The sequence below is a fragment of the Rhodoferax sp. GW821-FHT09E07 genome, assembly GCF_059416145.1.
Genome location: NZ_JBWKOP010000002.1, coordinates 450,197 through 476,581, shown reverse-complemented (window position 1 = coordinate 476,581; position 26,385 = coordinate 450,197). Strand labels below are relative to the sequence as shown.

The 26,385-nt window shown below is 60.6% G+C and carries 25 protein-coding genes and 1 tRNA gene; 17 read left to right on the top strand and 9 right to left on the bottom strand.

Annotated features, from left to right (window positions below):
- The 3 genes from AC07OE_RS05400 to AC07OE_RS05390 form a co-directional block, all read left to right on the top strand.
- Positions 1 to 913: hypothetical protein (locus AC07OE_RS05400; RefSeq protein WP_495069531.1), on the top strand; the 913-nt coding region annotated here is incomplete at its 5' end.
- Entirely contained in the window at positions 906 to 1,376 is a 471-nt protein-coding gene (locus tag AC07OE_RS05395) for a VOC family protein (RefSeq protein ID WP_495069530.1), read from the top strand. The genes AC07OE_RS05400 and AC07OE_RS05395, both read left to right, overlap by 8 nt.
- A gap of 178 nt (positions 1,377 to 1,554) precedes the next feature.
- Positions 1,555 to 3,879, top strand: coding sequence for a methyl-accepting chemotaxis protein (locus AC07OE_RS05390; protein ID WP_495069529.1), 2,325 nt, complete (start codon positions 1,555 to 1,557; stop codon positions 3,877 to 3,879).
- Here the strand turns inward: AC07OE_RS05390 and rsxB are convergent.
- From rsxB to AC07OE_RS05365, 5 genes are all read right to left on the bottom strand, one after another.
- Positions 3,876 to 4,559: an electron transport complex subunit RsxB gene (gene rsxB / locus AC07OE_RS05385; protein ID WP_495069528.1), complete on the bottom strand. Its 684-nt coding sequence runs from the start codon at positions 4,557 to 4,559 to the stop codon at positions 3,876 to 3,878. The genes AC07OE_RS05390 and rsxB overlap by 4 nt on opposite strands.
- Positions 4,556 to 5,914: a polyhydroxyalkanoate depolymerase gene (locus AC07OE_RS05380; protein WP_495069527.1), complete on the bottom strand. Its 1,359-nt coding sequence runs from the start codon at positions 5,912 to 5,914 to the stop codon at positions 4,556 to 4,558. The genes rsxB and AC07OE_RS05380 overlap by 4 nt, the downstream gene beginning before the upstream one ends.
- 45 nt (positions 5,915 to 5,959) lie before the next feature.
- Positions 5,960 to 7,282 (bottom strand): hypothetical protein, encoded by a 1,323-nt coding sequence (locus tag AC07OE_RS05375; protein ID WP_495069526.1) that lies wholly within the window; start codon positions 7,280 to 7,282, stop codon positions 5,960 to 5,962.
- 82 nt (positions 7,283 to 7,364) lie between these two features.
- Positions 7,365 to 8,573, bottom strand: coding sequence for an amino acid aminotransferase (locus AC07OE_RS05370; protein ID WP_495069525.1), 1,209 nt, complete (start codon positions 8,571 to 8,573; stop codon positions 7,365 to 7,367).
- Between the two features lie 107 nt (positions 8,574 to 8,680).
- On the bottom strand, positions 8,681 to 9,724 hold the full coding sequence (locus AC07OE_RS05365) for an NAD(P)H-dependent flavin oxidoreductase (protein ID WP_495069524.1): 1,044 nt from the start codon (positions 9,722 to 9,724) through the stop codon (positions 8,681 to 8,683).
- Positions 9,725 to 9,789: 65 nt separating this feature from the next.
- On the opposite strand from AC07OE_RS05365, the gene uvrB reads away from it, so the two are divergent.
- The 10 genes from uvrB to AC07OE_RS05315 all read left to right on the top strand — a co-directional run bounded on the left by uvrB (position 9,790) and on the right by AC07OE_RS05315 (position 18,107).
- Entirely contained in the window at positions 9,790 to 11,916 is a 2,127-nt protein-coding gene (gene uvrB / locus AC07OE_RS05360; protein WP_495069523.1) for an excinuclease ABC subunit UvrB, read from the top strand.
- 101 nt (positions 11,917 to 12,017) lie between these two features.
- Positions 12,018 to 12,554 (top strand): Fe-S cluster assembly transcriptional regulator IscR, encoded by a 537-nt coding sequence (gene iscR / locus AC07OE_RS05355; RefSeq protein ID WP_495069522.1) that lies wholly within the window; start codon positions 12,018 to 12,020, stop codon positions 12,552 to 12,554.
- A gap of 36 nt (positions 12,555 to 12,590) precedes the next feature.
- On the top strand, positions 12,591 to 13,811 hold the full coding sequence (locus AC07OE_RS05350; RefSeq protein ID WP_495069521.1) for an IscS subfamily cysteine desulfurase: 1,221 nt from the start codon (positions 12,591 to 12,593) through the stop codon (positions 13,809 to 13,811).
- An 18-nt stretch (positions 13,812 to 13,829) separates the two neighbouring features.
- Entirely contained in the window at positions 13,830 to 14,216 is a 387-nt protein-coding gene (iscU, locus tag AC07OE_RS05345) for a Fe-S cluster assembly scaffold IscU (protein ID WP_094478757.1), read from the top strand.
- Between the two features lies 1 nt (position 14,217).
- Positions 14,218 to 14,541 carry an iron-sulfur cluster assembly protein IscA gene (gene iscA, locus AC07OE_RS05340; protein ID WP_322578475.1) on the top strand — a complete coding sequence of 108 codons (324 nt, stop codon included), beginning with the start codon at positions 14,218 to 14,220 and terminating at the stop codon, positions 14,539 to 14,541.
- Entirely contained in the window at positions 14,538 to 15,053 is a 516-nt protein-coding gene (gene hscB / locus AC07OE_RS05335) for a Fe-S protein assembly co-chaperone HscB (protein ID WP_495069520.1), read from the top strand. The genes iscA and hscB overlap by 4 nt, the downstream gene beginning before the upstream one ends.
- 8 nt (positions 15,054 to 15,061) lie before the next feature.
- Positions 15,062 to 16,918, top strand: coding sequence for a Fe-S protein assembly chaperone HscA (hscA, locus tag AC07OE_RS05330; protein WP_495069519.1), 1,857 nt, complete (start codon positions 15,062 to 15,064; stop codon positions 16,916 to 16,918).
- A 15-nt stretch (positions 16,919 to 16,933) separates the two neighbouring features.
- On the top strand, positions 16,934 to 17,272 hold the full coding sequence (fdx, locus tag AC07OE_RS05325) for an ISC system 2Fe-2S type ferredoxin (protein WP_495069518.1): 339 nt from the start codon (positions 16,934 to 16,936) through the stop codon (positions 17,270 to 17,272).
- Between the two features lie 9 nt (positions 17,273 to 17,281).
- The gene (gene dnaQ, locus AC07OE_RS05320; protein ID WP_495069517.1) at positions 17,282 to 17,992 is read left to right on the top strand and encodes a DNA polymerase III subunit epsilon; all 711 of its coding nucleotides are present in this window, start codon (positions 17,282 to 17,284) and stop codon (positions 17,990 to 17,992) included.
- A 40-nt stretch (positions 17,993 to 18,032) separates the two neighbouring features.
- Positions 18,033 to 18,107: transfer RNA gene (locus AC07OE_RS05315), tRNA-Val, on the top strand.
- Positions 18,108 to 18,175: 68 nt separating this feature from the next.
- On the opposite strand, the gene AC07OE_RS05310 is transcribed toward AC07OE_RS05315, so the two are convergent.
- Positions 18,176 to 18,859 carry a PilZ domain-containing protein gene (locus AC07OE_RS05310; RefSeq protein ID WP_495069516.1) on the bottom strand — a complete coding sequence of 228 codons (684 nt, stop codon included), beginning with the start codon at positions 18,857 to 18,859 and terminating at the stop codon, positions 18,176 to 18,178.
- 86 nt (positions 18,860 to 18,945) lie between these two features.
- Between AC07OE_RS05310 and AC07OE_RS05305 the strand changes: the two genes are divergently transcribed.
- Positions 18,946 to 20,073 carry an NAD(P)/FAD-dependent oxidoreductase gene (locus tag AC07OE_RS05305; protein ID WP_495069515.1) on the top strand — a complete coding sequence of 376 codons (1,128 nt, stop codon included), beginning with the start codon at positions 18,946 to 18,948 and terminating at the stop codon, positions 20,071 to 20,073.
- Positions 20,074 to 20,102: 29 nt separating this feature from the next.
- Complete coding sequence (locus AC07OE_RS05300) at positions 20,103 to 20,969, top strand: DUF4394 domain-containing protein (RefSeq protein WP_495069514.1); 867 nt, start codon at positions 20,103 to 20,105, stop codon at positions 20,967 to 20,969.
- 43 nt (positions 20,970 to 21,012) lie between these two features.
- Here AC07OE_RS05300 and AC07OE_RS05295 read toward each other — a convergent pair whose 3' ends face one another.
- Positions 21,013 to 22,101, bottom strand: a complete 1,089-nt coding sequence (locus AC07OE_RS05295; RefSeq protein ID WP_495069513.1) for a quinone-dependent dihydroorotate dehydrogenase — start codon at positions 22,099 to 22,101, stop codon at positions 21,013 to 21,015.
- A 45-nt stretch (positions 22,102 to 22,146) separates the two neighbouring features.
- Between AC07OE_RS05295 and rpiA the strand changes: the two genes are divergently transcribed.
- Together rpiA and AC07OE_RS05285 are read left to right on the top strand one after the other, a co-directional pair.
- Positions 22,147 to 22,833 (top strand): ribose-5-phosphate isomerase RpiA, encoded by a 687-nt coding sequence (gene rpiA / locus AC07OE_RS05290; protein ID WP_495069512.1) that lies wholly within the window; start codon positions 22,147 to 22,149, stop codon positions 22,831 to 22,833.
- A gap of 34 nt (positions 22,834 to 22,867) precedes the next feature.
- On the top strand, positions 22,868 to 23,527 hold the full coding sequence (locus AC07OE_RS05285) for a trimeric intracellular cation channel family protein (RefSeq protein ID WP_495069609.1): 660 nt from the start codon (positions 22,868 to 22,870) through the stop codon (positions 23,525 to 23,527).
- Between the two features lie 4 nt (positions 23,528 to 23,531).
- Here the strand turns inward: AC07OE_RS05285 and AC07OE_RS05280 are convergent, their stop codons facing one another.
- Positions 23,532 to 24,161: a riboflavin synthase gene (locus AC07OE_RS05280; protein ID WP_495069511.1), complete on the bottom strand. Its 630-nt coding sequence runs from the start codon at positions 24,159 to 24,161 to the stop codon at positions 23,532 to 23,534.
- A 41-nt stretch (positions 24,162 to 24,202) separates the two neighbouring features.
- A complete protein-coding gene (locus tag AC07OE_RS05275) occupies positions 24,203 to 26,383 on the bottom strand; it encodes an O-antigen ligase family protein (RefSeq protein WP_495069510.1) in 2,181 nt (726 codons plus the stop codon).
- Positions 26,384 to 26,385 lie beyond the last annotated feature (2 nt).

The following is a 26,385-nucleotide window of genomic DNA, read 5'->3' as shown; positions in this document are numbered from 1 at the left end:
CAACTGGGGCAGTGCGCTTAGCGCTGAAGCCAAGGAGCTGGCCAAGACGGACCTGACCGAAGCGCGCAAGATCTGGGCCCGCGCAGGTGAAAAGTATGCACAGGCCTTAGGTATCAAGGCGGACAAGCACGAAGTTGCCTTCAACTGGGGCAGTGCGCTTAGCGCTGAAGCCAAGGAGCTGGCCAAGACGGACCTGACCGAAGCGCGCAAGATCTGGGCTCGCGCAGGTGAAAAGTATGCACAGGCCTTGGGCATCAAGGCGGACAAGCACGAAGCTGCCAACAACTGGGGCAATGCGCTGAGCGCTGAAGCCAAGGAGCTGGCCAAGACGGACCTGACCGAAGCGCGCAAGATCTGGGCCCGCGCAGGTAAAAAGTATGCACAGGCCTTGGGCATCAAGGCGGACGGGCACGAATCTCTTTTTAACTGGGGCGGTGCGCTTGACGATGAAGCTAGGGTGCTGGCCAAGACGGACTTGACCGAAGCGCGCAAGCTCTGGGCCCAGGCAGGTGAGAAGTACGCACACGCCTTGGGCATCAAAGCGGACATGCTTGAGGCTGTCAATAATTGGTGCAGTTCTCAAATTTATGAGTTCCATGCTTTGCGTGACGCCAATCAGATGGCGCTGGCGATGAAGGTGCTGCAAAAGGCAATGTCATTACTTGAGGAGCACGTTGCTCAATACGGCAATGCTGCATCTGCGCTGGCTTACAACTTTGCTTGTCTTTATGGCCTGTCTGGGCGCGTGAAAGAGGCCGTAATACAGCTGGAACTCTCGAGGCAGGCAGGCGCGTTACCCTCTCATTGGCCTCAAGACGCGGATTTGGACGAAATTCGCCAGTCCCCCGAATACACCCAATGGGTGAAAACCCATTTCCCAGAACTCCTCCCCAAGGACGACGCACATGAATAACGTACGCCCCTTCAAGGTGCTGGGCATCCAGCAGATTGCCATCGGTGGCCCTGACAAAAAGCGTCTGCAAACCCTGTGGGTGGACATGCTGGGGCTGGAGGTCACCGGCACCTTCAAGAGCGAAAAAGAGAACGTGGATGAGGACATCTGCGCCATGGGCACCGGCCCCTACAAGGTGGAAGTGGACCTGATGCAACCGCTGGATCCAGAAAAGAAACCTGCGGTGCACACCACGCCGCTGAACCATGTGGGCCTGTGGATTGACAACCTGCCGGTGGCCGTGGAGTGGCTTATGGCCCGGGGCGTGCGCTTTGCGCCGGGGGGCATTCGCAAGGGGGCGGCGGGCTACGACATTACATTTCTGCATCCCAAAAGCAATGATGAATTTCCGATTGCGGGCGAGGGTGTGCTGATTGAGCTGGTGCAGGCGCCACCGGAGGTGGTGAGCGCGTTGACAGCCTGAACGGTCGGTTTTTGGAGAATTTGACTGGGCTTTTTGTTGGTTTCTTGGCATTTGCACCGCTTTCGGTAGGTTTACAGTCAGCTAGCGGTGTTTGAATGAAGGGCAGGCCGTCTATCGGCCGTCGCAGCGCCGGCCAGCTTTCTGGGGCCGGCGTCTTTGCGCAGACCAGGAGACAACAATGAAAACAGGTCGGATTTTTTCGGCAGGCATGTGGGTGATGCGCAAGATGCGCTTTGGCACCAAGCTGGGCCTGCTCTCGGCAGTGCTGCTGCTTCCCATGCTGGCCATCGTCTGGCAGCTGATTGCGCGCGAGGTCGGTGACATTGAGATTGCCAGGGCAGAGCTCGAAGGCATTGCGCTGGTGGACGACACCAGCGAGCTGATTCGCCAGATCCAAACCCACCGCGGCCAATCGAATATGGTGCTGTCCGGCAATACCGGTGCCCAAGCCGGACGTGACAAGACCCGCGAAGCCCTGCGCACTGCGCGTGATACCTTGGACAAAAAACTGGGCGCCGTGACGGCCTTCCCTGTGCCCGCTGCTTGGGGGGACCTGCGCAGCCGCATTGATTCCCTGGTGCCCTCGCTGGAGGGCAAGTCCGCCCCTGAGAGCTTTGCCCAGCACACCGCCTTGGTGGAAGACCTGGGCCGCTTTGTCTATGGGGTGGCCGACAGTTCCAGTCTGTTGTACGACCCAGACCCGCTGACCTATTTGCTGATGGACACCGTGGTGTCGCGCGTCATTCCCTGGACCGAGCAGGTTGCCAAGCTGCGCGGCCTAGGCGCCGGGTTGCTGAGCCAGCCCACGCTCGATGAGGCTGGGGCCGCCCGTGTGCGTACCCAGCTCGATGCGTTGGACGCCTGGGTGCGTGATGCGCAGTATTCGCAAGGTTTGATGGTCAAGCTGGGATCCAAGGACCCTGCGGCCACCCAGGCCCAGGCCGCCACCACAGAGTTTTCGCGTATGGCGCGCGAGCGCTTTGCAAGCGGTGCCGCCGTCAGCGATTCGCAGGCCTATTTCGCGGCGAGCAGCCAGACGATTGGCGAAGTCACCAAGTTCCAGCGCTCCTCCATCACGGGGGTGCAGGAGCAACTGCAAAGCCGGCTGAGTTCCTCGACCCGCATGCTGTGGATGACCGTCCTGGGCAGCGGCGTGGCCGTGCTGCTGGTGGTGTACTTCATGCTGGCGTTCAACATCAGCTTCATGGCCGACCTGCGGGAGGTGCTGGAGTTCATGAAGCAGACGGCCAGCGGCAATCTGCGCCACAAGCCCCAGGTGCTGGGAAAGGATGAACTGTCTGACATGGCGCTGGCCATGCATTCCATGGTGACCAATGTGTCCATCATGGTGGCCAGTGTGCGCAGCAATGCCGCGCTGGTGTCCCACGCGGGCGGCAGCCTGGTGCGTGGCAATGAGGCGCTCTCCGGCCGCACCGAGCAGCAGGCCGCCAACCTGGAGCAAACGGCCGCCAGTGTGGAAGAACTTTCGTCCACCGTGGAGGGCAATGCCCAGGTGGCCCAGCAGTCGGACGCCACCACCCAGCGTGTGCGCGAAACCGCCGAAGAGGGCGCGCGGGGCATGGTGCAGGCCATTGCCTCGGTGGAGGCGATCGAGGCCAGCACCAAGCGCATGGATGAAATCGTGGGCGTGATCGACGGCCTGGCCTTTCAGACCAATATTCTGGCCCTGAACGCAGCGGTGGAAGCCGCGCGGGCTGGCGAGTCGGGCCGTGGCTTTGCCGTGGTGGCTTCCGAGGTGCGTTCGCTGGCCGGGCGCTCCGCCGAGTCGGCCAAGGAAATCCGCAAGCTCATCACCTCGTCCAGTGCGCAGGTGGCCACCGGTGTGGCGCAGATCCGGGCAGCGGGGGACAACATCAACCGCATCGTGGAAGGTGTGCGTGGGGTGGCGGTCAATATGTCGCAGATCTCGGCGTCCAGCGCTGAGCAAAGCTCCAGCCTGTCCGAGATCACCGCCGCGGTGCGCCAGCTCGACGAAATCACCCAGCAGAACGCCGCCATGGTCGAGCGCGCGGTTGCCCAGTCGACCGATTTGCAGGAGCGTGCCTCCACCTTGTCCAAGGCGGTCGAGGTGTTCAAACTGCAGCAAGGCACGACGGATGAAGCACGCGCGCTGGTGGAGCGTGCGGTTGAAATGCATCAGCGCATTGGCTCGCGTGAGACCTTCCTGCGGCAAGTCACGCCCAAGGAGAGTGGCCTGTTTGACCGTGACATGTATGTCTTCGTGCTGGACCGCAAGGGCACCTACCTGGCCTTTGGCGGTAACCCGGCCAAGGTGGGCACGCGGGTTCAGGATGTGCCGGGCATTGACGGCGATGCCCTGGTCGAATCCATCGTCCACCAGGCGGGTCAGGGCCCGGGCTGGGTGGAATATGAAATTACCAACCCCGCCACGGGCAAGGTGCAGACCAAGCTCTCCTTTGTCCAGCAGGTGGATGACGTGTACGTCGGCTGCGGCGTCTACAAAAGCCTGGTGGCGAGTTAGGAGGGTTTGGAGGCTTGCTTGGCGCGGGCCCGTGCCAGGGCGGCTTCAATCACCGCGCGTTTCTTGTCCAGCACGGCGGGGTCGGTGTGCTGGGAATGGGCGGGCAGGTCTGCCAGCTTCATTTCCGCTTTTTCCACCAGCCGCTGGGCCTGTTCCGTTTCTTCGCGGGCACGGCGTGCCTGGTTCTCGCGGTAGCGTGCGCGGGCGGAGTCGGCCAGGGGCTGGGGCCAGGCGCTCCAGCCGGTCTGCGTGCCCGTTACGTTCTCGAGCAGGATGCAATCCACCGGGCACACAGGCAGGCAGAGCTCGCAGCCGGTGCAATGCTGTTCCTGCACGGTGTGCATGCGCTTGTTGCTGCCAATGATGGCGTCGGTAGGGCAGGCCGCAATACAGAGCGTGCAGCCAATGCACCAGGCCTCGTCGATAAAGGCCACGCTGCGCGGGCCTTCCACGCCAAACGCCGGGTCCAGCGGCACGACGGGCTGGCCGGTGATGGCCGCCAGCCGTGCGATGCCTTCTGCGCCGCCAGGGGGGCACTGGTTGATGCCCGCCTCGCCCGATGCCACGGCCTGCGCATAACCCGCGCAGTCCGGGTAGCCGCAGCGGGTGCACTGGGTCTGGGGCAGGGCATCCAGCAGGCGCTGCACCAAGGCTGGTGCAGCGGTCGTGCCGGCGGTCACTTGCTCTTGACGCTGCGCTTGGCTGCTACCTTTTTAGGAGCTGTCGGCGCAGGTTTTACGGGGGCTACAGCCACTTTTTTGGCTACAACTGGCTCGGTGTGGGCTTTGATGAAGGCCTTGACCTGCGGATACACATGTTCGCGCCAGCGGCGGCCCGAGAAGATGCCGTAGTGGCCGGCACCCTTGGCTTCAAAGTGGCGCTGCTGGCTCTTGGGCACGCCGCTGCAGATCTCGTGCACGGCCTCGGTCTGGCCTGCGCCGGAGATGTCGTCCAGCTCGCCTTCGACGGACATGAGTGCGGTGGTCTTGATGTCGGCGGGCTTCACGCGTTCCAGCTTGCCCTGGGGATTTTTCACATCCCAGGTGCCGTTGACCAGGCTGAACTCCTGGAACACCACCTTGATGGTCTCCAGGTAGTAGTCGGCATCCATGTCCAGCACGGCGTTGTACTCGTCGTAGAACTTGCGGTGGGCTTCGGTGCTGGCGTCGTCGCCCTTGATCAGGTCTTTGAAGTAGTCGTAGTGGCTTTTGGCGTGGTGGTCGGGGTTCATGGCCACAAAGCCGGTGTGCTGCAGGAAGCCCGGGTAGACGCGGCGGCCTGCTCCGGGGAAGTTGCTGGGCACGCGGTAGATCACGTTGTTCTCGAACCAGCTGTGGCTCTTGTTCATGGCCAGGTTGTTCACCGCGGTGGGCGATTTGCGGGCGTCGATCGGGCCACCCATCATGGTCATGGTTAGGGGTGTGGTTTCGCCGCGGCTGGCCATGAGCGACACGGCGGCCAGCACTGGCACGGTGGGCTGGCACACGCTCATGACGTGGCAGTTGCCGTACTTGCCCTGCACGTGGCGGATGAACTCTTGCACGTAGTTCACGTAGTCATCGAGATGGAATTCACCGTCCGCCAAGGGCACCAGCCGGGCATTTTTCCAGTCGGTGATGTAGACCTTGTGGTCTTTGAGCATGGTCTTGACCGTGTCGCGCAGCAGCGTGGCGTAGTGGCCGGAGAGCGGTGCGACGATGAGCACCACGGGCTGGCCCTTGATCTTGGACAGGGTGGCCGGGTCGTCGGTGAAGCGTTTGAAGCGGCGAAGCTCGCAGAAGGGTTTGGTCACTTCTACGCGCTCATGGATGGCCACGTCCACGCCGTCCACATCGATGGTGCGCAGGCCGAATTCTGGTTTTTCGTAGTCCTTGCCCAAGCGGTGCATCAGGTCGTAACCCGCCGACAGGCGTTGGGCGAAAGGGTTTTGGCCAACGACGGACAGCGGGTTGCTGTAGAGCTTGGCTGCGGCCAGGGCCAGGTCAGAAAACGACTCCATCAGGGAGCGTTGGGTTTCATAGAGCTGGTACAGCATGGGGAGACCTCGTAAATGTTGCAGTGCAATATAACAGCAATTGCTTTAATACAGGTTGCCGGATTTGACAATAGCCCGTAAGGCGTTGCGGCTGTGCGCACCAAAATTGCCCATCCATTCCGCCAGCAGCGCCTGCAGCCGTGCCCGCTTGGCGGGCTCGTTGCGCAGTACATCTTCCAGCGGCGCCAGAGTGTGCTCCGGCGCCAGTAAATCTACCATCGGGTCTGACACCCATTCTGGTGGAAGGCAGGCTAGCAGGGTAGCCTGGGCCCGATTCCCCGCTGCCGCGGATTGAGCGGCCACCACGTCCCGCACGTAGCGGTCGTTCCATTCGGGGTAGTTTCGGTCCTTGTCGCTGGCCTGCAGGGCCTTGTCAGCCGATTCCAGCCACTCGGCCTGCACCAGGTCCAGCGCCACCCGGCGATTGGCAATCAGGCGGATCTGCTCGTTGCGCAAGCGCGGCATACCCAGGCGGGACATGGCATAGAAGCCCAGCAGTTTGGCCGTGGATTCGCCAGGCGCCAGGCTGGCGTGGTAGGGCTGGGTGAGGGCCTGGACATAGTGCAGCGCTAGGCCTGCAAAGCGCCAGCCCCAGTACTCATGGCCGGTGCGGAAGGCCAGCGATGCCAGGCTGGAGTACTGGTAAAAGCGCAGCAGCACCAGCGAGCGTTTGGCCCAGGGGGCCACGCCCAGCAGCATGCGGTCTTCGTGAAAAAACCCCATGTTGAAAGGCGCCTGGGCGTCGGCCACCAGCGCGGGGTTGCCGAACGGCTGTGGCCCCAGCCCATACTGGCGGCCCCAGGGACCGGGGCTGTCGTCCCACAGAAAGGCGTCCAGCCCATAGCCGGGTTCGTCCGTGGCGGTTGCCACCACGGCGAGCGCACTTACCAGTTCTCCGGGGCGCAGGGCCAAGAACTGACGCGCACTGGCCAGCGGCAAGCTGCTGGCGGGCAGGGGGCTGATATCGGTCCAGGCCAACAGGCCGCTGGTCGCTGCTGGGTCCTGGGCGTCCGGTTGCACGTACAGGGCCCATTTGCTGTTGGGGGCGACGCGCAGGGCGGTCATAAAGGCCTGGCGGCGGGCATCGTCGTTGCGTGCCGGGTTGGCCACAAAGGCCAGTGCCTCGGGGCGCGGCGGGTAGTTGTCCAGCGAGGCCACAGCCCAGGCTTCATGGCTGGCCAGCAGGGCCTCCAGGGTTTTTTCCTCGGCCCTGAGAAAGGCATCCAGCGGCTCGGCACTGACCCGGGGGGCGTGGGCCACCTCGGGCATTTTCTCCAGCGCCCGGTAGCTGGCGTGTGTGTGGTTGGCCCCCGCCCAGGCCTGGCCCACAGAGAGCCCCCACGCCACTACCAAAGCCAGACCGCGCATAGTCAAAGTGATGCCTTTGCTATGGTTTCAGGAGCTGCTGGCGCATATTGCACGGGGGCTAGCAGCTTTTTTTGTCATCAAGTTAGATGACCTTGGCAATCGCCTGGCAGACGTAGTCGATGTTTTTGCTGTTCAGCGCGGCCACGCACATGCGGCCGGTGTCGGTGCCGTACACGCCGAACTCGGAACGCAGACGCACCATTTGGTCCTTGGACAGGCCGGAGTAGCTGAACATGCCGATTTGGGTGGTGATGAAGGACATGTCCTGCTTGACACCCGCAGCCTTGAGGCCGTCGACCAGCTTCTGGCGCATGGCCTTGATGCGCACGCGCATTTCGCCCAGCTCCTTTTCCCACAATGCACGCAGCTCGGGGTTGTTCAGCACCGCAGCCACCACGGCGCCACCGTGGGTGGGTGGGTTGGAGTAGTTGGTGCGGATGACGATTTTCAGTTGCGACAGCACGCGGCCGGCTTCTTCCTTGTCCTTGCACAGCACGGACAGGCCACCGACGCGCTCGCCGTAGAGGCTGAAGCTCTTGGAGAAGCTGGTGGATACAAAGAAGCTCAGGCCGGCGGCGACAAATTTGGCGATCACGGCGCCGTCTTCGGCAATGCCGTAGCCAAAGCCCTGGTAGGCCATGTCCAGGAAGGGGGTCAGGTTCTTGGCTTTCACCACGGCAATGACTTGGTCCCATTGCGCGGGGGTGATGTCGTAGCCGGTGGGGTTGTGGCAGCAGGCGTGCAGCACAACAATGGTGCCGGGTTCAGCGGCGTTCAGGCTGGCCAGGTAGCCTTCAAAGTTCACACCGCCCTTGCCGCCATTGGCAGCAGCATCAAAGTATGCATAGGTGCCCACTTCAAAACCGGCATTGGTGAACAGCGCGCGGTGGTTTTCCCAGCTGGGGTCGGAGATCAGCACCTTGGCCGTGGGGTTCAGTTTTTTCAGGAAGTCAGCGCCAATCTTCAGGCCGCCGGTGCCGCCAATGGCCTGCACGGTGGCCACGCGGCCGGAGGTAACGGGTTCGCTGTCGGCACCGAACACCAGGCCCTTGACGGCGTTGTCGTAGGCCACGATGCCGTCGATGGGCAGGTAGCCGCGCGCGGTGGGCTTGTCCATCATGGTCTTTTCAGCAGCTTGCACGCACTGCAGCAGGGGCAGTTTGCCGTTGTCGTCGAAATACACGCCTACGCCCAGGTTCACTTTGTTGGGGTTGGTATCAGCGTTGAATTGTTCGTTCAGACCCAGGATGGGGTCGCGGGGAGCCATTTCGACGGCAGAGAAAAGAGACATGAAAAAGTCCTGTGATTGGAATGTCGTGGGGGTTACCCGGTACCGCGGCCTGCGATGCGGGTAATCCCTATTTTACCGGGCACCGCGCTGGTGCCTTTTCTGGGTGCTTAACGCGCCAGGCCCTGTGCCAGTGCACGCGTCACCTCGGCGGCGGGCAGATTGCAGCAATGGGAAGCGTTTTGCCCGCTCCACAGGGGCGAAAAATCGGTGCTGCCTTGGCTCTCCGCGCGTGCGCGCAGCGGTGCGATGGCGCTGGTGGCCAGCGGAAAGGCGGGGGCGGCAGGGCTTAGCGGCCCGAGTTCGCGCATCAACCGGTTCACGATGCCGCGTGCCGGGCGGCCGGTGAACAGGGTGGTCAGCGCCGTGTGGCGCGCAGCGGGGCTTTGCAGGACGGCGCGGTGCAGGGCCGAGGTGGTGGACTCGGGGCAGCACATATAGGCGGTGCCAACCTGCACGGCCGATGCTCCCAGCGCCATGGCTGCGGCCACGCCGGCTGCATCGGCAATGCCACCCGCGGCAATCACCGGCACCTGCACTGCTTGCACGATCTGCGGCAGCAGGGCCATGGTGCCCACCTGGGTGCTCAGGTCGTCGCCAAGGAAGATGCCGCGGTGGCCTCCAGCCTCCAGGCCCTGGGCAATGATGGCGTCAACACCCTGGGTCTGCAGCCACAGGGCCTCGTCCACCGTGGTGGCGTTACCCAGCACCACACTGCCCCAAGCCTTGACGCGCGCCAGCAATTGCGGGGATGGCAGACCGAAATGGAAGCTCACCACCGGGGGCTTGAATGCCTCGACTACGTCGGCGACCTGGTCGCTGAAAGGAGCCCGGCCCGGCCCGGGAACGATGTCGGCCTGCGAAAGTCCGAGTTCTGCAAAAAAGGGCGCAAGGGCCTGCTGCCAGACCGCGTCACGCGCGGCGTCCGGCTCGGGCGGCGTGTGGCAGAAGAAGTTGACGTTGTAGGGCTTCTCGGTCAGCGCAGTGAGCTGGGTGAGTTCGGTGCGCAGCCCATCGAGGCTCAGCATGGCTGCGGGAATGGAGCCCAACCCGCCAGCATTGCACACGGCAGTGGCTAGCGCGTGGCCCTGCACACCTGCCATGGGCGCCTGAATCAAGGGGAGGGCGGTACCGAGAAAAGAGGGATTTGCCATGGCGGGGTCCTGGAGATTCTCGGTCTAGTCTACAGTTCTGCTTTTGCCCCTTTGAGCACGCAGTCATGTCTTCCCCCCAGCCCACTCCCGCAGTCACCGACGATGCAGAACAGGTACGCACAGGTACCTTTGTGCGTTTTCCGGATTCGCCCTATGAGCTGTACCAGCCGTACCCTCCCGCAGGTGACCAGCCGGAGGCGATTGACCAACTGGTGGAAGGGGTGACCGATGGCGAGGTGTTCCAAACCCTGCTGGGTGTGACCGGTTCGGGCAAGACTTTCACCATGGCCAATGTGATTGCCCGCTTGGGGAGGCCGGCCATCGTCTTTGCACCCAACAAGACGCTGGCTGCGCAGTTGTACAGCGAGTTTCGCGAGTTCTTCCCCAAGAACGCGGTGGAGTATTTCGTCAGCTACTACGACTACTACCAGCCCGAGGCCTATGTGCCGCAGCGCGACTTGTTCATCGAGAAGGACAGCGCGATCAACGAGCACATCGAACAGATGCGCCTGAGTTGTACCAAGAGCCTGCTCGAGCGGCGCGACGTGGTAATTGTTGCCACCGTCTCGGCCATTTACGGTATTGGCAAGCCCGAGAGTTACCACCAGATGGTGATGACGCTGCGCACGGGGGACAAGCTGGGCCAGCGCGACATGATTGCCCAGCTGGTACGCATGCAGTACCAGCGCAACGACATGGATTTCAGCCGCGGCGCCTTTCGCGTGCGCGGCGACACCATCGACATCTTTCCGGCCGAGCACTCCGAGATGGCGATCCGCGTGGAGCTGTTTGACGACGAGATCGAGAGCCTGCAGCTGTTCGACCCGCTCACCGGGCGCATCCGCCAGAAGATCCCGCGCTTCACCGTTTATCCCAGCAGCCACTATGTGACGCCGCGCGACCAGGTACTGGCCGCCGTGGAGACCATCAAGGCTGAGTTGTCGGACCGCCTGAAAGAGTTCGTCAGCATGGGCAAATTGGTGGAGGCCCAGCGGCTGGAGCAGCGCACGCGCTTTGATCTGGAAATGCTCAGCGAAGTGGGGCACTGCAAGGGCATTGAGAACTACTCGCGCCATCTGAGCGGCACGGCGCCGGGTGAACCACCGTCTACCTTGACCGATTACCTTCCCAAGGATGCGGTGATGTTCCTCGACGAAAGCCATGTGCTGATCGGCCAATTTGGCGGCATGTACAACGGGGACCGGGCGCGCAAGACCACGCTGGTGGAGTACGGATTCCGGCTGCCTAGTGCCCTGGACAACCGGCCGCTGAAGTTTGAGGAGTTCGAGACCAAGATGCGCCAGGCGATCTTTGTGTCGGCCACGCCGGCGGACTGGGAAAAAGCGCATGCCGGTCAGGTCGTGGAGCAGTTGGTGCGCCCCACAGGCCTGGTGGATCCCGAGGTGGAAGTGCGCCCAGCTACCAGCCAGGTGGATGACGTGCTGCAGGAAATCCGCATCCGTGTCGACAAGAACGAGCGCGTGCTCATCACCACGCTGACCAAGCGCATGGCAGAGCAGTTGACGGATTACTTGACCGACAACGGCGTGAAGGTGCGCTACCTGCACAGTGACGTGGACACGGTGGAACGCGTGGAAATCCTGCGCGACCTGCGCCTGGGCACCTTTGATGTGCTGGTGGGTATCAACTTGCTGCGCGAAGGTCTGGACATTCCCGAGGTGTCGTTGGTGGCGATTCTGGACGCGGACAAGGAAGGCTTTTTGCGCTCCGAGCGTTCGCTGATCCAGACCATTGGCCGTGCGGCCCGTAACTTGGAGGGCAAGGCCATCCTGTACGCCGACAAGCGGACCGACTCCATGGAGCGCGCCATTGGCGAGACCGAACGGCGGCGCAAAAAGCAGATTGCCCACAATCTGGAGCGGGGTATTACACCCAAGGCCATCGTCAAGAAGGTGCGTGACCTGATTGACGGCGTCTACAGTGAAAAAGCGGGCAAAGAGGCTGAACGCCTGGAGCGCGACGCCCAGCAGCGCGCCCAGGTGGAGGACATGAGCGAGAAGGATATTTCACGCGAGATCAAGCGCCTGGAGAAACTCATGATGGAACATGCCCGCAACTTGGAGTTCGAAAAGGCGGCCCGCGTGCGCGACCAGTTGCACATCCTCAAGGAGCAGGCGTTCGGGGCACCAGGGGCGGACAACCTGGTGATTCTGCCATCTCCTTCCAAGTAACTCGGGAATGCGACTGCCCGGTCTAGGTACCTGAGCGGATTGGTAGGTTTCTTGGTATACTTGAGTTGCTTAGTCAACCAACGCGACTCAAGGAGCTTGCCATGCGTCTCACCACCAAAGGCCGTTTTGCGGTCACCGCCATGATCGATCTGGGTCTGCGTCAGAGCTCCGGCCCGGTGACTTTGGCGGCCATCAGCCAGCGCCAGCAAATTTCCCTGTCCTACCTGGAACAGCTGTTTGGCAAGCTGCGCCGCCACGAACTGGTGGAATCCACCCGTGGCCCCGGTGGCGGCTACACCCTGGCCCGCAAAGCTAGCGAAATTACCGTCGCCGACATCATCGTGTCGGTGGATGAGCCCATCGACGCGACCCAATGCGCCGGCAAGGAAAACTGCCTGGGCGAGGGCAACCGCTGCATGACCCATGACCTGTGGGCATCTCTCAACACCCGCATGGTGGAGTTTTTGGACTCCGTGAGCCTGCAGAAGCTCGTGGATGACCAGTTGGCCAAGGGCCTCCAGGTGGAAGACAAGCCCAGCGTGAAGCGCGCCATTTCGGCCATGCCCGTGGTCAAACCCATCCGTGTGAACGCGCCCAACTCGGTTTTTGCCCTGGGTAACGCGTTCTCCAAATCCTGATTTTCGTTTCAATATTTAGCCAGCATCGAGCCAGCCATGGACACCACCCCCCATTTCCCCATTTACATGGACTACAGCGCCACCAACCCTTGCGACGAGCGGGTGGTGGATGCCATGGTTCCCTGGTTGCGCAACCACTTTGGCAACCCCGCATCACGCAGCCACGCCTGGGGCTGGGAAGCTGAGGCCGCAGTTGAAAAAGCACGTGAGCAAGTTGCCGCGTTGATCCACGCCGATCCGCGTGAAATCGTCTGGACTTCGGGTGCTACCGAGTCCAACAACCTGGCCCTGAAGGGTGCCGCGCACTTTTACAAGTCCAAGGGCAAGCACATCATCACCGTCAAGACCGAACACAAGGCGGTGCTGGACACTTGCCGTGAACTGGAGCGCCAAGGCTTTGAAGTGACCTATCTGGACGTGCAGGAAGACGGTCTGGTGAACCTGGAGGCCTTCAAGGCCGCCATCCGCCCTGACACCATCCTGGCCAGCGTGATGTTCGTGAACAACGAGATCGGCGTGATCCAGGACATCGCCGCCATCGGTACCATCTGCCGTGAAAAAGGCGTGATTTTTCATGTGGACGCCGCGCAAGCGACGGGCCGTGTGGACATCGACATGGCGACGTTGCCGGTGGACCTGATGAGCCTGACCTCGCACAAAACCTATGGCCCCAAGGGCATTGGCGCGCTGTTTGTGCGCCGCAAGCCGCGCATCCGCCTGGAAGCACAAATGCACGGTGGTGGTCACGAGCGCGGCATGCGCAGCGGCACCTTGCCTACGCACCAAATCGTTGGCATGGGTGAGGCCTACCGCATCGCCAAGGAAGAAATGCACGCCGAGAACATCCGCATTCAGGCGCTGCATGACCGCATGCTGAACGGCCTCAAGGACATTGAGCAGGTGTTTATCAACGGCCACGAGTCCAAGCGCGTGCCTCATAACCTGAACATGAGCTTCAACTACGTCGAAGGCGAGTCGCTGATCATGGGTATCAAGGGCCTGGCCGTGTCGTCGGGTTCCGCCTGTACCTCTGCCTCGTTGGAGCCCAGCTATGTGCTGCGCGCCTTGGGCCGTAGCGACGAACTGGCCCACAGCAGCCTGCGCATGACGATTGGGCGCTGGACCACCGAGGCCGATATCGACTACGCCGTGGACACCATCAAGAAGAACGTGGCCAAGCTGCGTGACCTGAGCCCCCTGTGGGACATGTACAAAGAAGGCATTGATATCAGCACCATCCAGTGGGCTGCGCACTAAAGATTTTGGAGAAACAACATGGCATATTCAGACAAAGTCGTTGATCACTACGAAAATCCCCGCAATGTCGGCAGCTTTGAAAAAGGCGACGACAGCGTGGGCACCGGCATGGTGGGCGCGCCCGCTTGCGGTGACGTGATGAAGCTGCAAATCAAGGTCAACCCGCAAACCGGCGTGATTGAAGATGCGCGCTTCAAAACCTATGGCTGTGGCTCAGCCATTGCCTCCAGCTCGCTGGTGACCGAATGGGTCAAGGGCAAGACGCTGGACGAAGCGGCCGCGTTGAAAAACAGCCAGATCGCCGAAGAACTGGCGCTCCCGCCCGTGAAGATCCATTGCTCCATCCTGGCCGAAGACGCCATCAAGGCGGCAGTGGACGATTACAAGAAAAAACACCTGAACTGATATGTCTGTGACCCTGACTGAGGCCGCGGCACGGCACGTAACGCGCTACCTGACCAAACGCGGAAAGGGCGTGGGCGTGCGTCTGGGCGTCAAAACCACGGGTTGCTCCGGGCTGGCCTACCAGCTTGAGTACGTGGATGAGTTGTCGCCGGAAGACATCGTGTTTGAAGGTTTTGGTGTGAAGGTGCTGGTCGACCCCAAAAGTCTGGCTTACATCGACGGTACGCAACTGGACTTTGTGCGTGAAGGGTTGAATGAAGGTTTCCGCTTCAACAACCCCAACGAACGCGACAAGTGTGGGTGCGGTGAATCCTTCCGCGTGTGAACCTGCAGGCCGATGATTTCGAACTGTTTGGCCTGACCCGGCAGTTCGCACAGGACCGCGCTGCACTGGACGCCCGCTGGAAGGCGCTGCAGCGCGAAGCCCATCCTGACAAGTTTGCCGCGCAAGGGGCCGCCGCCCAGCGCGTGGCCATGCAATGGTCCGTTCGCATCAACGAGGCCTACCAACGCCTGAAGGACCCGCTCAAGCGCGCGGCCTATCTGTGTGAACTGGGAGGTGCGCCCGTGAATGCCCATAGCAACACCGCCATGCCGGCGGCATTTCTGATGCAGCAGATGGAATGGCGTGAGGCATTGGATGACGCAGCGACAGTGCCCGCGCTGGAGGCGTTGCAGGAGGAAGTGGATACATCGCGCGCGCAATTGCTGCAACAATGTGCCACCCTGCTGGACCAGCAGCACGATGCCGTCGCGGCAGTAGGGCCTGTGCGGGCGTTGATGTTCTTCGAAAAATTCACACAAGACCTGAACCAGCGCTTTGACCAGTTTGACTAATTACCTCCATGGCGCTTCTACAAATTTCTGAACCCGGGCAGTCGCCCAACCCGCACGAACGTCGCATTGCCGTGGGCATTGACTTGGGCACCACGCATTCGCTGGTCGCCGCAGTGCGCAACGGGACGGCTGAATGCCTGCCTGATACCGAAGGCCGTGTGATTTTGCCCAGCGTTGTGCGCTATGTGGACGCGGAGCGGCGGCAAATCGGCTTCGCGGCCCTGGAGCAGCAAACCAGTGATCCGGGCAATACCATTGCCTCGGTCAAGCGGCTGATGGGACGGGGCTTGAAGGACATTGCCCACGCCAGCAAACTGCCCTATGCACTGGTGGACACACCGGGTATGGTCAAGGTGCGCACCATCGCGGGTGAAAAGAGCCCCGTGGAGGTGAGTGCCGAGATTCTGGCCACGTTGCGTTTCCGGGCGGAAGACACGTTCAACGACGACATTTACGGTGCCGTGGTGACTGTGCCCGCGTACTTTGACGACGCACAGCGCCAAGCCACCAAGGATGCCGCACAGCTGGCAGGCCTGAACGTGCTGCGTCTCATCAACGAACCCACGGCGGCTGCCATTGCCTATGGCTTGGACAACGCGTCGGAAGGTGTCTACGCCGTATACGACCTGGGTGGTGGCACATTTGATATCTCCATCCTGCGGCTGTCGGCCGGTGTGTTCGAGGTGCTGGCCACGGGTGGCGATTCGGCACTGGGTGGGGACGATTACGACCGAGCCTTGGCCGATTGGCTGTTGGCGCAGGTCGGCCTGCAAGCCCATACGCCGGAAGACCAGGCGGTGCTGATGGCCGAGGCCCGCCGCTGCAAGGAAGCGCTGTCCGATGAAGACATCGTGACCGCCGAGGCGGACCTGTCGGCTGGTGGGGTGGATGTTTCGCTGAACCGTGAGCAGTTTGAACAGGTGACCGCCGCGCTCACGGCGCGCACGTTGCAGGCTGTGCGCAAGACCTTGCGCGACGCGGCACTTACCAAGGATGACATCCAGGGCGTGGTGATGGTGGGCGGCTCGACCCGCATGCCGCAGGTGCGCCATGCGGTGGCCGATTTTTTTGGCCGCGAACCCCTGATTAACCTGAACCCCGATGAGGTGGTGGCGCTGGGCGCCTCCATCCAGGCCAACCAGCTGGCAGGCAACAACCCCACGGGGGATTTGCTACTGCTGGACGTGATTCCCCTGTCCTTGGGCGTGGAGACCATGGGGGGCTTGGTGGAGCGCATTGTTCCGCGCAACCAAACCATTCCTACTGCCATGGCGCAGGACTTCACCACCTACAAAGACGGCCAGACGGCACTGGCCCTGCACGTGGTGCAGGGCGAACGTGACCTGGTGGCCGACTGCCGCAGCTTGGCGCGCTTCGAGCTGCGCGGCATTCCCCCGATGGCTGCCGGTGCAGCGCGCATCCGTGTGACCTTTACGGTCGATGCGGATGGCTTGCTGAATGTGTCAGCCAAAGAGCAGGTGAGCGGGGTGGAAGCCCGCATTGATGTCAAACCTTCGTATGGTTTGAGCGACGACCAAATTGCACAGATGCTCAAGGACAGCTTCACCACGGCCGAGGCCGATATGCGCGCCCGCGCGCTGGTGGAAGCCCGGGTGGACGCGGACCGTCTGCTGCTGGCCACCCACAGTGCGCTTGCCGCTGATGGCGATCTAATGGGTGCGCAAGAACGCGCCGAGGTCGATGCTGCGATGCAAGCACTGGACGCTGCCCGCACCAGCGAGGATGCAGCGTTTGTGGAAGCCCAGTCCAAAGCCCTGGCCCAGGCCACGGAAGCTTTTGCGGCACTGCGCATGAACCGCGGTATTGCGCAGGCGCTGGCAGGCAAAAACATTGAATCCATCTGAGTTTCTGGACACACCATGCCCATCATCAAAATCCTGCCGCATCCCGAGTACTGTCCCGCCGGTGCCGAGTTGTCTGCCCCGGCCGGCACTTCGATTTGCGAAGCCCTGCTCGAGAACGGCATCAATATCGAGCATGCCTGCGACATGAGCTGTGCCTGCACTACCTGCCACGTGGTGGTGCGAGAGGGCTTTGCCTCCTTGAGCGCACAGGAAGAAACTGAAGAAGACTTGCTGGACCGCGCTTGGGGCCTGGAGCCCAACTCCCGCCTGAGCTGCCAGGCCTTTTTGGCCCAGAAAGATCTGGTGGTGGAAATCCCCAAATACTCGATCAACCACGCCAAAGAGAATCACTGAGGTCTTTCCATGCGCCAAATCTTCCTGGATACGGAAACGACCGGCTTTTACGCCAACCATCCGGACAACCCGGACCGCATGGTGGAGATCGGATGTGTGGAGCTGGTGAACCGCAAGCTCACTGGCAACAACCTGCACTTCTATTTGAACCCCGGGCGTGACAGTGATGAAGGCGCTCTGCGCGTGCACGGCCTGACCACCCAATTCCTGAGTGACAAGCCCCGGTTCGAGGAAATCGCGCAGACGTTGCTGGACTATGTGGCCGATGCGGAAATCATCATCCACAACGCGCCTTTCGATCTGGCATTTCTGGACATGGAGCTGGCGCGTGCGGGCCACCTGAAGTTCAAGGAATACGTGGGAAGTGTGCTGGACACGCTTGTCATGGCCAAGGAGATGTTCCCCGGCAAGCGCAACAGCCTGGACGCCCTGTGCGACCGGCTGGAAGTGGACAACTCAGGGCGCACACTGCACGGAGCCTTGTTGGACGCGGAGCTATTGGCCGATGTCTACATCAACATGACACGCGGGCAGGACGCGCTGTTGATGGACACAACCACCCAGGAGGCCAAGGGTATCGTGGTGGAGCGCGTGGATTTGAGTGCCATTGAACTGCCCGTACTCAGCGCCAACGCGCAGGAAATGGCGGCCCACGACGATGTGCTGACCCAGCTGGACAATTCCAGCGGCGGGAAAACGCTGTGGCGGCAAACGACCTGATTTTTGGTATATAATTTGAGGCTTACCTGATAAGAATTCAGGGCGATTAGCTCAGGGGTAGAGCACTGCATTCACACTGCAGGGGTCGCAAGTTCGAAACTTGCATCGCCCACCACATCAAAAAGCCTGGCTCCATGAGCCAGGCTTTTTTGTTTTGTGTCTTGCGTCCGCAGTCGTGTGGGCTCAGGCGCTGGGTGCCTGGGCTTGCGTCAGGTAGTGCAGCACCAGCTTGTCGTTCTGGCTCAGGTTCTTGAACGCCAAACCCACGAAGTACTGGTCCTGGTCTGGTGCACGGTTGTGGTGGCAGATGCTGCCGGTCAACTGCAAACGCACGGGGTTGTCCTCAAACCGCACGTCCATGCCCAATTGCACCAGTTCACCAATGCCGCCCAGTGCGGAAGGGCTGCTGACCATGGCACCGGCGGGGCTGATATCCACCAGCAAGAGTTCCAGCGCAGGCGTCTCCTCGGTCACGCCGGCAGGGCGCGCCTGTGTGGGCCAGGACACTTTGGTGCGCATGGATTGCCGCACTTTTTTGGCATCGACTTGCGCAGGGTAGGCCAACAGCGCATAGGCAAACGGCTTCTCGAAGGTCTGCAGCACCTTACTCAGAAACGAGAACTCGTACTGTCCGGTGAAACCGCGCACCATGCATACCTCACCTTCTTCCAGACCGGTCTGGGTGGCGTCCGACCCAGGCGGGCCCACCATCACTCCCTTGCCTTCTATGGCCCCAAAGAACTGCGCTTCCTTCTTGCTGGTGCCTTCGACCAGCCGGCGGGTTTGCAGTGCCATGCCGGAGCGCAGGCCCATGGCTTTGAGGGGCAGGCGCAAGATGGTGTCAGCCGCGGGTTCAGGAATGTCCATGGTGGTTCGACGGTTGGTTGGAGGAGGCGTGCCGATAAGATACTACATGGCCCCCGAGGTGCGTGGGCGTTGGGAATGGACGGCATATGCAAATCGGGACGGAACACACTGCCGAGCGCGTGGACTGCGTGGTTATCGGCGCCGGTGTGGTGGGGCTGGCTGTGGCGTGCGCACTGGCGCTGGCCGGGCGCGAGGTGTTGGTATTGGAAGCTTGCGATGCCTTTGGCACGCAGACCAGCGCACGCAATAGCGAAGTGATCCATGCCGGCATTTACTATCCTGCGGGCTCACTCAAGGCGCAGTTGTGCGTGCGCGGCAAGCAGCTGCTCTATGACTACTGCGCCGAGCGCAACCTGCCGCACCAGCGCTGCGGCAAATTCATTGTGGCTACCGATGCCGCGCAAGTGGCGCAGCTGCAGGGCATCCAGGCCAAGGCGGCGGCCAATGGGGTGAGCGATCTGGTGCTGCTGGATGCCGCGCAGGCGCGTGCTGCAGAGCCACAACTACAGTGCCTGGCCGCCCTGCATTCCCCGTCCACGGGCATTGTGGATAGCCATGCGCTCATGTTGTCGCTGCTGGGGGATCTGGAGCGCGCTGGCGGAGTTCTGGCGTTGAATTCGCCTCTAGCCCTCGCAGAAATTGCGCCAGGTGCTATTGATTTGGTAGCGGAAGATGGCACCCGCCTGCGGGCCAATACCGTGGTGAATGCCGCGGGCTTTGCGGCGCCAGCCTTGGCGGCCCGCTTTGCGGGGCTGGATGCACGCCATGTACCGCCGGCCTACTTTGCCAAGGGCAACTACTTCACGCTGGCGGGGCGCAGCCCGTTTTCGCGGCTGATTTACCCCGTGCCCGAAGCGGCGGGTCTGGGTGTGCACCTGACCATTGATCTCGGGGGGCAGGCGCGCTTTGGCCCCGATGTGCAGTGGGTGGACGACCCGCAGGACCTGGAAGTGGACCCGGCGCGCGGAGATGCGTTTTATGGCGAGGTGCGCAAATACTGGCCGGCGCTGCCCGACGGCGCGCTGCTACCTGCCTACGCCGGTATACGCCCCAAGATCCACGGACCAGGTACACCGGCTGCTGACTTTGTGATCCAGGGGCCTATGGTGCATGGAGTGGCAGGGCTGGTGAATTTGTTTGGAATCGAGTCACCGGGCTTGACCAGTGCGCTGGCGATCGCCGAACATGTGCGTGGCCTGTTGCAGGCCATCTAGAGCGTTTTCAACTGCCCGAGGAGGTCACCGTGGTGAAGTTCAATGCATTGAATGGGTTCGTAGCGGGGGCGGCCTTGGCCCTGGCGGTTCTGACGGGTTGTACGACCGGTGCGGTGGCCCAAGAAGGTCAGCACAAGGAAACTCTGCAGGTGCTCACGCAAAACATGGAGCTTTTGACGGTGAGTGCGAATCAGCCGGGCAAAGTGCTGCGGCGCACGGCTGTGGTGGGTCTGCCGGATGGCGAAACACTGCTGGGTATGGACTACCGCATCTCCAAAGGCATGCTGTTTGTGCTGAGCAGTGCCGGGCGCTTGTATACGCTGGATGCGCCTACGGGTGTGCTGACCGTGGTGGGCAGCGGGGCTGGTGCCGCTTTGCAAGGCACTGCGTTTGGGGTGGACTTCAACCCCGTGGCGGATCGCGTGCGCGTGGTGAGCAACACGGGCCAGAACCTGCGCCTGCACCCGGATACTGGTGCATTGGCCGCTGTGGATCCTGCCCTGGCCTATGCGCTTGGCGATGCGCAAGCCGGCCAACAGCCCGAGATAGTGGCCGCTGGCTACACCTACAACAAGAAAGACGACAAGCTCACCACCAACTACGCCATCGACCGCCGCGTGGGCATGCTGGTGACGCAGGGCACCGTGGAGGGCGTACAACCCGCCGTGTCACCCAACACGGGGCAACTGCACACGGTGGGGCCATTGGGCACCGGTGCCTTGCTGGATGCGTCTTTCGATATTGCCGACGTGACGGGCATTGCCTTCGCCGCGGTGCGCAGCACCAGCCAGCCGGCGACCACGCTCTACACCATTGACCTCAGCAGCGGCAAAGCCAAGCTGGTGGGCACCGTGGCCGACGGAGCGCCGATTCTGGGGCTGGCCGTCGAACCCTGATCTGCTATGGATTCAGGAGCTACTGGCGCAATATCGACGGGGGCTAGCGACTCTTTTTATTCAAGGACTTGATCGCCAGGGCTGCGTCCTTGACCAGCTGCGGACCGCTGTAGATCAGCCCGGTGTAGATCTGCACCACATCCGCACCCGCCTGGATCTTGCTGACCGCATCGGCCGCACTCATGATGCCGCCCACGCCGATGATGGGGAAGTCACGGCCCAGCGCTGCACGCAGCTGGGCAATCACTGCATTGCTTTTCTCCAGCACCGGCGCGCCCGACAGGCCGCCGGTTTCTTCGGCATGCGGCAGGCCTTTGACGGCCTCGCGTGACAGCGTGGTGTTGGTGCCGATCACGCCCCAGGCGTTGTTGACCTGGCCGCTGCTGTCGGTGCCGTAGCGCTTCAGCGTGGCGGCAATCACGGCGACCTGGTCGGCCTCCAGATCGGGGGCGATTTTCAGGAAGATGGGTTTGCGCTGGCCGTGCTTCTGGGCCAGTTGCTCGCGGCGTTCGGCAATGGCGCCCAGCAGCGCGTCCAGCGCCTCGTCGCTCTGCAGGCTGCGCAGGTTCTTGGTGTTGGGGCTGGAGATGTTGACGGTGATGTAGTCCGCATGCGGGTAGACGCCGTCCAGGCAGATCAGGTAGTCATCGGTCGCTTTTTCAATCGGCGTGGCGGCGTTCTTGCCGATGTTCAGGCCCAGTAGCAGCGACGGGTTTTTGCTCTGGCGCAAGGCGGAGCGTTGCACATTGGCAATGAAGGCATCCAGCCCGCCGTTGTTGAAGCCCAAGCGGTTGATGAGCGCGTTTGCCGCAGGCAGGCGGAACATGCGCGGCTTGGGGTTGCCAGACTGGGCCAGCGGGGTGACGGTGCCCACTTCCACAAAGCCAAAGCCCATGGCGCCCAGGCCGTCGATGCAGCGGGCGTTCTTGTCCAGTCCGGCAGCCATGCCCACGCGGTTGGGAAACTTCAGGCCCGCCAGGGTGACGGGGTCGTCCACGCGGTTGTTGCAATAGGCCAGCTTGAGCGGGTTGCCCTGGGTGGCAGCCAGGCCGGCCATGGTGATGTCGTGGGCGACTTCGGGGTCCAGATTGAACAAAACGCTGCGGGCGAGGGCGTAGGGGACCAGAGACATCGGATAATTCCTGCTTTCAGATTTCAACTCCCTCGATTGTCCCTTATGAGCACACCCGCACTGACCCAAGACGAACTCAAAACCTTGGTGGGCCAGGCTGCGCTGCAGTACGTGGTGCCCGGCGAGATTGTGGGCGTGGGCACCGGCTCCACGGTCAACAAGTTCATCGACGCGCTGGCCACCATCAAGGACCAGATCAAGGGCGCGGTGTCCAGCTCCGTGGCCAGCACCGAGCGCCTGCAGGCCCTGGGCATCACCGTGTTTGACAGCAACGAGGTGGACAAGCTCTCGGTCTACATCGACGGCGCCGACGAAATTGATGGTGCGGGCAACATGGTCAAGGGCGGCGGCGCGGCGCTGACGCGCGAGAAGATCGTGGCGGCCCAGAGCGCCAAGTTCGTTTGCATTGCGGACGAGTCCAAGCTGGTGAAGACGCTGGGCCAGTTCCCACTGCCGGTGGAAGTCATCCCCATGGCCACGCAGCGGGTCATCGCCCAGTTTGCCGCCAAGGGCGGAACGGGCAAGGTGCGCCAGAAGGATGGCAAGCCATTGGTGACCGACAACGGCCAGTGGATTGTGGACGTGACCGGGTTGCAGATCACCGATCCGCTGGCCTTTGAGGCTGAAGTGAGCCAATGGCCCGGCGTGGTGACGGTGGGCGTGTTCGCCTTCCAGCGCGCCCAGGTCTGTCTGTTGGGCACGGCCAGCGGTGTGAAGACGCTGACCTTCTGATTCGTTTCATCTGTAAGGAGGGCAGGGCGTGGCGATGAACCATCTGGCCGAGGTGCTCACGCTCTCCAACACCCACATCGCCATAGAGGCCGCCGCCACGGTGGCCTTTGCCTTGTCCGGCCTCATGGAAGCGGCGCGCAAACGGCTGGACGCCGTGGGCGTGTGCGTGGTGGCCGGGCTCACAGCCTTTGGCGGCGGCACGCTGCGCGATGTACTGCTGGACCGGCGCCCCTTCTTCTGGGTGGAGCATGCCACTTGGCTGTGGGCGCTGCTGGCCCTGTGCGTTGGCGCCATGCTGTTTCTGCGCGTGCAACACTTTGAACCCACCGAGCGCGCCATGCAGTGGCCCGACGCGCTGGGCCTGGGGTTGTTCACCGCTGGCGGCACCCATATCGCACTGGAGATGGGTATGCCCGCCATCGTGGCCGTGCTCATGGGCATGGTGACGGCGGTGTTTGGCGGGGTGATGCGCGATGTGGTGTGCAACGAGATCCCGCGCGCGTTCCGTGACCATCAACCCTACGCTGTGTGTTCGTTTGTCGGGGGCTGGGTGATGGTGGGCTCTCAGGTTATGGGCCTGCCGCTGTGGGGTAGCCTGGTGGCTGCGGCTGGCGTGGCGACGGTGCTGCGCCTGCTGGCCCTGTACCGAGGCTGGAGCCTGCCTGAGTGGCGTTCGGGCGCAGGCGCCGACTGAAAACTCAGGCCTGCGCGGCGGGCGCGGTCATCATGCGCTCCACGTAGCGCGCGATCAGATCAATTTCCAGGTTCACTTTTTTGCCCACGGCCAATGTGTGCAAGGCTGTGTTCTCCACGGTGTGGGGGATCAGGTTGATGCTGACCTCGCAACCACCCGCCACATCGGCAATACGGTTCACGGTCAGGCTCACGCCGTTAATAGTGATGGAGCCCTTGTAGGCCAGGTACTTGCCCAGCGCCACAGGTGCTAGCACACGGAGTTCCCAGCTTTCGCCCACTTGGGCAAAGTGGCTCACGCTGCCGATGCCATCCACATGGCCCGATACCAAATGGCCGCCCAGCCGGTCATGCGCTCGCAGGGCTTTTTCCAGGTTGATGGGGCCCAGGGCGTCCAGCCCGGCAGTCTTGTCCAGCGATTCGGCAGAGATATCGATGGTGAACTGCTGTCGCGCAACGTCGAAAGTGGTGACCGTCATACAGGCGCCATTGAGCGCAATGCTGTCGCCCAAGCCCACATCGTCGAGGTAGCCAGCGGGCGTCTCAATCGTGAGGCGCTTGCCATGGGTTGCAGATTCGCCCAGAGCCTGGACGGCGGAAATGCGGCCTACGCCGGTGATGATGCCTGTGAACATGGGCTGGATTTTCGCAGGATATTTCTCACAGGTTCAACCTATTAAAGGTTAGCCCGGTATTCAGTAGGAATTTTGTTTAAAACGATTTCGCGAACAGGATTCGGTGCAGTAGCAAGTGCTCTGCGATAGCATTCTGTTGCTTTCGGAGCATCATGCAATTCAGTTTTATTATAAATATCACCTAATTTTAGCCAGCCGTCATACGCCTCTTGCGGCCATTTATCTATGCGTAACTCAAGCGCATGTATTGCTAGTGGCCAGTCCTTTGTATGGGCACCAATCCAGTAGGCAGTATATATACTTTCATAATTGAGATATCCATCGGCCATCAATTTTTCAATAATAGCCTTGGCCTGCTCAAATTTCTCGTCATGTATGAGTATTTTGACTTCTAAAAATTGTACGGTATTTGAGGTGGGTTGCAGCTGCTTCGCTCGCTCAAGGAATATTTTGGATTTCGGAATATTTCCCATTTCCAGGTAACCTTGAGCAATGTTGGTTGCGAAAGCAACAACATATGGCCGAGATATAAAAATAGTTTCCCATATCCAAATGGCATCTTTCCAATCCCCCCAACTGGCCATTTCATCTGCAGCAATCGGAGCTAATTTTCTATAGTGAGGATTGATGTCAATACCATCTCGCATTAACTGAAGTATTTCAGTTTTTGCCTCATCCCATTGGGGAGCATTGGGTTGCCCAGACTTGGTGATGGTTAACGCTATTTTTGCGGCTCTAACCAGCTTCATTTCGCACATCATCGCAAGCCCAGATATCGCACAAGTGATTGTTAGAGCAATTACTAGTATCGACATTGGAATCAAAGCATAACTAGGCGAAAAAGCCCATTTTTTATTCCAAATATTTCTTGAGGTCTCATTTCTTCGGATATCGGACGAAAGTAATATTCCGAGGCTAATCGCAAATAGTGCCCCTGTGGATGCAAGTCGCCAGGGGAAACCCGCCATGCTCACAAAGAATAAAACAAAAATGCTGCAAAGTGCAAATGCTCGTATAGGAGCATCCAGCAGCTCTTCCCTTGTTTTACTTATCCATGTTACATGTGCAGCTTTAAGCAAATAAGCTATGAGCCCCGTTAGAAAAAACCATCCGATCAGGCCATACTCTGCTATTAGTTGAAGAACTTCATTGTGAGCATAAAAGTCAGTTTCAACGTTCGAGTCCCCGGTTTGAAAAATAGGAACATACACTTCCCACGCACCCGCCCCAACGCCCGCAATAGGATGGGCTACAATCATTCTTCCTGTCGCATGCCACATCACTGAGCGGATGGAGAATGAGCCTGATGTATATTCTCCTGGTTTTGTGAGTGATACGGCCCTATGGAATGAGTGATCCAGAGCACTTATGCGGCCAAAATCCCCAATTAATTTTTCATTGCCGGTGGGAATGGCAGCAAGCCCTAACGCGGTCAGAATAACCGCCCCCAAAGTGAGCATACCAACACCGAATTTCCAATGCTGAAATTCTAATTGTTTTTGATATCGGGAAAGTATAAAAAATCCGATGGGAATGATTAGAAGAAATCCTACTAATGCTGATCTGGTTCCTGTCATCAAAAGCGCGCAAATATTGAAAGCAATCGATCCCGCCAATGGTATGAGCCACTTACCTTCCTTTTGATTTGCTATCAAATATGTAGAGTAGGGCAAAGCACATATCGAAAACTCGGCAAAAAAATTACGATTTACAAATGTTGATGCTGGAGTCGCGCCTTGTGGAAAATAGCTGAAATCAAACCAAAATTGCAATGCCGTCCAAATTGAAGCGACCGTTACTCCTATATGAATTCCCACTAGCAGCCGCGGCAAGAGTGCTCTTGTAAAAGTAGCCATTCCCAACCAAAGCAGGAGAGAGAAGATTAGCCACCTTGCGGCTTCAACACCAGCCAAGTATGTGTGAGACCAAGTCATGCTTACAAACGCATAGAGCGTAAGTAAAACGGGAAGCATTGCCACAACAGGCCAATTCAAAACGTATCTCTTGTTACGGATTTTCCAAAACAAGGCAATTGCGGCAGTCAATACTCCTATCGATAGGACGCTGGATTTGAATGTGTCCTGCAATACTTCTTCACTTGGAACTCCCAGAGAAGTTGCCAGTGCTATTGCTAATGAGAGAATTAGAACCACCCACGGCATCTCCACTTGATAGAGCTGTATATCTCGCACTTGTATTTCGACCGGCTTCTGTATTTTCACGT

What these genes read in the sequence shown, in the direction of transcription:
- hscA (WP_495069519.1), top strand. Translation starts at nt 15,062, where the DNA reads ATGGCGCTTCTACAAATTTCTGAACCCGGGCAGTCGCCCAACCCGCAC.
- AC07OE_RS05305 (WP_495069515.1), top strand. Translation starts at nt 18,946, where the DNA reads ATGCAAATCGGGACGGAACACACTGCCGAGCGCGTGGACTGCGTGGTT.
- uvrB (WP_495069523.1), top strand. Translation starts at nt 9,790, where the DNA reads ATGTCTTCCCCCCAGCCCACTCCCGCAGTCACCGACGATGCAGAACAG.
- AC07OE_RS05395 (WP_495069530.1), top strand. Translation starts at nt 906, where the DNA reads ATGAATAACGTACGCCCCTTCAAGGTGCTGGGCATCCAGCAGATTGCC.
- iscR (WP_495069522.1), top strand. Translation starts at nt 12,018, where the DNA reads ATGCGTCTCACCACCAAAGGCCGTTTTGCGGTCACCGCCATGATCGAT.
- fdx (WP_495069518.1), top strand. Translation starts at nt 16,934, where the DNA reads ATGCCCATCATCAAAATCCTGCCGCATCCCGAGTACTGTCCCGCCGGT.
- AC07OE_RS05375 (WP_495069526.1), bottom strand. Translation starts at nt 7,282, where the DNA reads ATGCGCGGTCTGGCTTTGGTAGTGGCGTGGGGGCTCTCTGTGGGCCAG.
- dnaQ (WP_495069517.1), top strand. Translation starts at nt 17,282, where the DNA reads ATGCGCCAAATCTTCCTGGATACGGAAACGACCGGCTTTTACGCCAAC.
- iscU (WP_094478757.1), top strand. Translation starts at nt 13,830, where the DNA reads ATGGCATATTCAGACAAAGTCGTTGATCACTACGAAAATCCCCGCAAT.
- AC07OE_RS05285 (WP_495069609.1), top strand. Translation starts at nt 22,868, where the DNA reads ATGAACCATCTGGCCGAGGTGCTCACGCTCTCCAACACCCACATCGCC.
- AC07OE_RS05370 (WP_495069525.1), bottom strand. Translation starts at nt 8,573, where the DNA reads ATGTCTCTTTTCTCTGCCGTCGAAATGGCTCCCCGCGACCCCATCCTG.
- AC07OE_RS05380 (WP_495069527.1), bottom strand. Translation starts at nt 5,914, where the DNA reads ATGCTGTACCAGCTCTATGAAACCCAACGCTCCCTGATGGAGTCGTTT.
- AC07OE_RS05365 (WP_495069524.1), bottom strand. Translation starts at nt 9,724, where the DNA reads ATGGCAAATCCCTCTTTTCTCGGTACCGCCCTCCCCTTGATTCAGGCG.
- AC07OE_RS05350 (WP_495069521.1), top strand. Translation starts at nt 12,591, where the DNA reads ATGGACACCACCCCCCATTTCCCCATTTACATGGACTACAGCGCCACC.
- AC07OE_RS05280 (WP_495069511.1), bottom strand. Translation starts at nt 24,161, where the DNA reads ATGTTCACAGGCATCATCACCGGCGTAGGCCGCATTTCCGCCGTCCAG.
- AC07OE_RS05390 (WP_495069529.1), top strand. Translation starts at nt 1,555, where the DNA reads ATGAAAACAGGTCGGATTTTTTCGGCAGGCATGTGGGTGATGCGCAAG.
- iscA (WP_322578475.1), top strand. Translation starts at nt 14,218, where the DNA reads ATGTCTGTGACCCTGACTGAGGCCGCGGCACGGCACGTAACGCGCTAC.
- rpiA (WP_495069512.1), top strand. Translation starts at nt 22,147, where the DNA reads ATGAGCACACCCGCACTGACCCAAGACGAACTCAAAACCTTGGTGGGC.
- AC07OE_RS05310 (WP_495069516.1), bottom strand. Translation starts at nt 18,859, where the DNA reads ATGGACATTCCTGAACCCGCGGCTGACACCATCTTGCGCCTGCCCCTC.
- AC07OE_RS05295 (WP_495069513.1), bottom strand. Translation starts at nt 22,101, where the DNA reads ATGTCTCTGGTCCCCTACGCCCTCGCCCGCAGCGTTTTGTTCAATCTG.